This window comes from Paraburkholderia sp. BR10141 (assembly GCF_056155635.1).
The window spans coordinates 1-5,427 of record NZ_JBMIQH010000087.1 but is presented as its reverse complement, the minus strand read 5'-3'; the positions used below and the strand labels follow the sequence as shown (position 1 = coordinate 5,427).

Below are 5,427 nucleotides of genomic sequence, written 5' to 3'. Positions count from 1 at the left end.
ACATCAAGGACCCGACGCAGAACATCGTGTGGGTCACGCCCGAAGGCGGCGGCGGCCCGAATTACCCGAATATGTGATGTCCTGATACGTGCCCCGCAACGGTTCGTATCCCAAACGATCATTGAGCTTGCGATTGACAATGCACCATACTTGTTCTGGAAATGCAGCCGTTTGCGGCGGCGAATGGCCACAGCTTCGTTAGGAGTCGGCCGCGTGTCGCTCCTCGGCAGAGGGGAACCCGGCTACGTCAATGCGGCCTTGGTGGTCACAGCACCGGCGGTGCACTGGTCCACAAGCCGACGGTGCCTGTTTGCAGGCACATAGGCGGATTCAGGTCGGTTGCGGGAAGTCCAAGAGTCTATCCCCAGAGGGCGAGGCGCATCTTGCATGGGCGGCGAGCCGCCGGCTAGTCGGGCGAGAGCAGGTACTCGCGACTCAATTGGCCGTTACACCGGAGACATAATTGACAAACCGTCCAGTTTCACACGCAGGGGATTCACCAGTGCTTCAGTGTCCGGTTACCGATGATCAATGGCTTCTTGTGGGTCATCTGATCCAACCACAAGGCCGTCAAGACTGGGGGCGACCGGCACGCGATCCTCGGACGATTCTCGACGCGATTCTGTGCGTGATTAGCGATGGCATCGCCTGCCGCCACGCTTTGGGCCGCCACAGACAGCGTATATGAAGTGGCTTCAGTGGCGGCGTAGCGGGGTGATGGAGCAAATCATTGCAATTCTCTCCTCCGAGGGGAGGCTGGAGTGACGGTGCGGCCTTGGATGTGCCGCGGATCGTTCGCGCCGCAAAGGTGATTCTGGTGGGACGGCGCATCCAGGTGAAGCCGTTCGAAAAGCAGCTCGAGGTGGACCTGTTCAAGCGCCCGGGTATCAGCACCGTATTTCTCGCCGACAGGCGCGGGTTGTATGCGGACGTTTGCACTACGTTGGGGCGGTAGCGCTGGCAGGTGCCGAAAAAGTAGGATTGTCATATTTGCACGTATTGGTGCCGTCGACCGAATTTGGCAGGGACTTGGCGTGCCGCGCTTCGACTTGCAAGCGCGCTACGGGTTACAGTGACCAGTCCATCTGACGTACAGCTCCCGACAGGGGATAGAATGATGACAATAAAAGTAGATTATCGGTTTATAAATAATTAGGGATACTACGTATTAAGTAAAGAAAGCAACTTACATAAGAACATTCGTTATCGAATGGTAACCAGGTTTTGGAGGACTCGATGAAAGGACGCAACGTAATTGCGCTATTGACTTTGTCGGCTTGCGCCGGTCCCGCGATGGCGCAAAGCTCAGTGACGCTCTATGGCGTTATCGACGAAGGTTTTGACTTCGCCAATAATGTGGGCGGCAACAAGGTCTACGAGTTGCAGAGCGGCTACGCCCAAGGTACCCGATGGGGCCTGAAGGGGGCAGAGGATCTCGGTGGCGGTTTGAAAGCAGTGTTCCAGCTCGAGAATGGCTTCAACGTGAACAACGGAAAACTCGGGCAGGGAGGCTTGATGTTTGGGCGGCAGGCCTACGTTGGCGTAGCGAGCGAAACGTTCGGCACGGTCACCCTGGGGCGCCAATACGACTCGCTGGTCGATTTCCTAGCACAGACTACGGCGAACGGAAGTTGGGGCGGTTACATCTTTTCGCACCCTTACGACAACGACAACACGGACAATACGTTCCGTGTCAACAACACGGCGAAATATACGAGTCCGTCGCTCGCCGGCTTCCGGTTCGGCGGCACATATAGCTTTAGCAACGACACGAATTTCGCCAACAACCGACAATACAGCGTCGGCGCCCAGTACACGAATGGTTCGCTTTTGATCGCTGCGTCGTATCTGCAGGCCAACAATCCGTCTTCGACGGCTACTGGCGCGATCAACAACGGCGGCGACAAAAACTTCCTGGCTGAGCGCCTGCGCATTTTCGGCGCGGGAATCAACTATACGATCGGGTCGGCAACGCTGGGCTTTGCATACACGAACACCAACGTCACGCAACCGCTCAGTTCCGGCTACGTAGGCCCGATCACGCCGGCTGCCGGATCGCCCCTTTCGTCGCTGCGCTTCCAGAACTTCGAAGTGAACGGGAAATATCAGTTCACGCCGGCGTTCTTCGTTGGTGCGATGTACACCTACACGCGTGCCGACTTCAACGCGACCACTGGCAAGCTGCATCCCAACTATCAGACGATCGGTTTGTTGGCTGATTACAATCTGTCGAAGCGTACGGATCTCTATCTTCAGGGTGCTTACCAGCATGTTGGCGGCGACAAGACGCAAACCGTGCTCGACGTCGCCTATGTACCTGGCGCTGCGGATGTTTCGTCGAACTCGAATCAGCTCGTGGTTCGCGCAGCAATACGACACAAGTTTTGAGTGCGCCAAGATACCGGCAAGGAGTAGGCGGCGCAAGTCCGCCACGATGAAGGAGTCAGTAGTCGGACGGCTAAGTAGTACCTGAAGCGTGGCCAAAACTACGTGACCGAGCGATCGGCGACGGAAGGCAACTGACGAAGGTGATTGGGAAGAACCCGGACGATAGTGAGTACAGGCACGGAGGAGGATCAGTTTCATGAGCCAAATACCCGTACATCCGCGTCCGAAGAGACTGTCTAACTGGATCAACCCGATGGAAGCAAGGAAGGCCCACTCGTTGATTGACAAGGTTTATCAACGGAAGAATCAGGAAGTCGCCTGGGAGCGAGTCCGGGCCAAACGTGGCAGTGGCAGTGGCGGCGTCGATGGAATCAGTGTGGCAGACTTTGCCGACCAGGCGGATCAGCATCTGGACCGTCCGCAGGCAGAACTGCGTGCGTGGACCTATCAGCCGCAACCGGTCCGGCAGGTCTCGATCCCGAAAGTCGGCAAACCGGGGGAGACCCGCAAGCTCGGCATACCGTCGATTTACGACCGCGTATGCCAGCAGGCGCTGCTCAACCGTCTGGAGCCGATCTTCGAGCCGGTATTCGACGAGGCCACCTTCCGCTATCGGCCAGGGCGATCGACACAAGACGCTTTGCGCAAGATCTGGAAGGAGATCGAGGGCGGCAGGGAATGGATTGTTGATGCTGATCTGAAGGACTTTTTTGGATCAGTTGACCATGACAAACTTCTGTCGCTCATTGCTCGGCGCATCACTGACGGTCGGGTACTACGCCTGATCAAGGCGATGCTTAAAGCCGGCAGTTTCGGCAAGGGTCGTCTCTTTCCGAGTGAGCGTGGAACGCCGCAAGGTGGGGTCGCTTCAGGTGCGTCGTCTTGCAAAGCGACGTGTGCCGCTTCGAACGCAGGAGCGCTTGTAGTAGTGCCCCCAGCCCTGCAGGATGGGATTGAGCCGTCCAATCAGCTGGATCGTGCGGCGCATCTGGTCGCGTCGATTCAGGCGCTGGCGCAACATTGGCTGGGAGGTCTTGCCGGAGGCGTGGCTGTCTGGCGAGTTCGGGTTGGTCAACCGGTCAACCTTGTGCAACTGATACCTTCTTTTGCGTCCCAGCATGCTGCATCTTCGTGAAAGCTGCATGCCGGAAAACGGCGTGCAGTTTGAGCGGCGGACGGAGGCCAGCGCGCCTTCTCCGACCAAACAGCGTCGAAGCCTGCGAACAAGGCCGGGAAGCCGGCTGCGGAGCAGTTGGGGCGAAGGGGGCAAGGGAACACGGGTCAGCAAGATACCCGCCGGGCTCAGAGCCGGGCAAGCGAGCCATAGGGGCTGTAACGTGTACGGCAAGCTGCGAGGCAGGGGAAGAGGGAGCGGTTCACTGCGCTGCTGCACCATACCACGGTCGGTTGCCACAGAGAGTCGTTCTTTGCGCTCAACCGCAATGTGGCTCCCGGGCTGGACGGCATAAGGTAGCGGTACAACGACGCAGGGCTGGAGGACTATCTTCAGCGTCTGCACGCACAAGTGCACAGCGGAGCGTATCGTGCACTGACTGTACGGCGGCAGTACATACCTAAGCTGGACGGCAAGCAGGGCCCGTTGGGGATTGCAGCACTGGAGGACAAGATTGTCCAGCGCGCGTTGATTGATGTGCTGAACGCGATCTACGAGGGGGATTTCCCCGGGTTCTCGTACGGGTTCCAGCCCGGGCGCAATCAGCACGATGCGCTGGGCGCGTTGGCGACAGCGATCACCTTCACCCCCGTGAACCGGATTTTAGACGTCGATCTCAAAAGCTTCTTTGACTCGGTTAGCCAGGAACGGCTAGTTCGTTTCATTGAACACCGGTTCAGCGACCAACGCGTTATCCGACTTGTGCGAAAGCGGCTTGCGATATGCAGATGATGTTGTTGTCGGCTTCGAGTACGCATTGCTGATGCCCGGCTCTTCTGGGACGCGATACGCTCGAGTTTGGAGAAGTTCGCGCTTGCGCGTCACCCTAGTATTCCGCCCCAGAAATACCTTTAAGAAAATTCAGATTGTTCGATGATCGAATTCACGGCGTGTTGGAGGCGATCATGGGACGTAAAGGAATCGAGTTTGTCGTGTCGGAACTGGAGCGAGAACAATTGCTGTCGATGAGCCGATCGCGTTCGCTGCCTCATTCGCTGGTGCGCCGGGCAAAGATTGTCCTGATGGCAGCTGACGGTCATACGAACCAGGAAATCGCGGTTCAATGTGAAGTAACGTCCCCTGCGATCACGCACTGGAAAAGCGTTTTGTCGCGCAGGGGCTTGCTGGTCTGCATGACGAAGCGCGCCCGGGGCGACCGCGCGCGCATGACGACGAAGCGGTGGCCGAGTTGCTGGCGAAGGTCCTGCATGAGAAGCCGGACGGGAAAACGCACTGGAGTGTGCGTTCTGCTGCCGCGCAAACGGGTATTTCGAAGAGATCGGTGTCCCGATACCTGTCGCCGTTCGGCGTGCAGCCTCATCGCTCGAAGAGCTTCAAGCTTTCTACGGATCCGTACTTCGTCGAGAAGGTGCGAGATATTGTCGGCCTGTACCTGAGCCCACCGACCAACGCCCTGGTGTTGTGTGTCGACGAGAAGAGCCAGTGCCAGGCACTCGAGCGAACGCAACCGGTGTTGCCGATGGGTCTGGGCTACCTCGAAGGTGTTACGCACGACTATACTACGCATAAGCACCCCAAGGTCAAGGAATGGCTGGCGAAGCACACGCGTTATCACATGCACTTCACGCCGACGTATTCGAGCTGGCTCAATCAGGTGGAGCGCTGGTTTGGCCTGATCACGCAGCAGGCTATCCGGCGCGGCTCCTTCAGAAATGTACGCCAGCTAATCGCCAGCATTGAGCGCTATGTTGCACAGTACAACCAGCACAACCGTCCGTTCGTCTGGACGGCAACCGCCGATTCCATCCTTCAGAAAGTGGCTCGGCTATGCAAAGTTATTTCTGGGACGGAACACTGATATGTATGGACCGTGTCAAGTAGTGCGGTTCTCCGAGGTTTGACGG

At 57.7% G+C, this 5,427-nt stretch carries 5 protein-coding genes and 2 pseudogenes; 6 read left to right on the top strand and 1 reads right to left on the bottom strand.

Annotated features, from left to right (window positions below):
• From ACOJB8_RS40655 to ACOJB8_RS40640, 4 genes and pseudogenes are all read left to right on the top strand, one after another.
• Positions 1 to 77 (top strand): 4Fe-4S dicluster domain-containing protein (locus tag ACOJB8_RS40655; protein WP_133168007.1); only part of this gene is annotated, 77 nt, incomplete at its 5' end.
• Between the two features lie 653 nt (positions 78 to 730).
• Positions 731 to 955, top strand: coding sequence for a hypothetical protein (locus tag ACOJB8_RS40650; protein WP_475017867.1), 225 nt, complete (start codon positions 731 to 733; stop codon positions 953 to 955).
• Between the two features lie 281 nt (positions 956 to 1,236).
• A complete protein-coding gene (locus ACOJB8_RS40645; RefSeq protein WP_475017865.1) occupies positions 1,237 to 2,388 on the top strand; it encodes a porin in 1,152 nt (383 codons plus the stop codon).
• Between the two features lie 196 nt (positions 2,389 to 2,584).
• Positions 2,585 to 3,256, top strand: a pseudogene (locus ACOJB8_RS40640) (reverse transcriptase domain-containing protein); the annotation flags it as partial.
• Here ACOJB8_RS40640 and ACOJB8_RS40635 read toward each other — a convergent pair.
• Entirely contained in the window at positions 3,257 to 3,376 is a 120-nt protein-coding gene (locus ACOJB8_RS40635) for a group II intron maturase-specific domain-containing protein (protein WP_475017869.1), read from the bottom strand.
• Positions 3,377 to 3,913: 537 nt separating this feature from the next.
• Between ACOJB8_RS40635 and ACOJB8_RS40630 the strand changes: the two genes are divergently transcribed.
• Together ACOJB8_RS40630 and ACOJB8_RS40625 are read left to right on the top strand one after the other, a co-directional pair.
• Positions 3,914 to 4,294, top strand: coding sequence for a reverse transcriptase domain-containing protein (locus ACOJB8_RS40630; protein ID WP_069269287.1), 381 nt, complete (start codon positions 3,914 to 3,916; stop codon positions 4,292 to 4,294).
• A gap of 173 nt (positions 4,295 to 4,467) precedes the next feature.
• A pseudogene (locus ACOJB8_RS40625) lies at positions 4,468 to 5,381 on the top strand (IS630 family transposase).
• Positions 5,382 to 5,427: the final 46 nt, after the last annotated feature.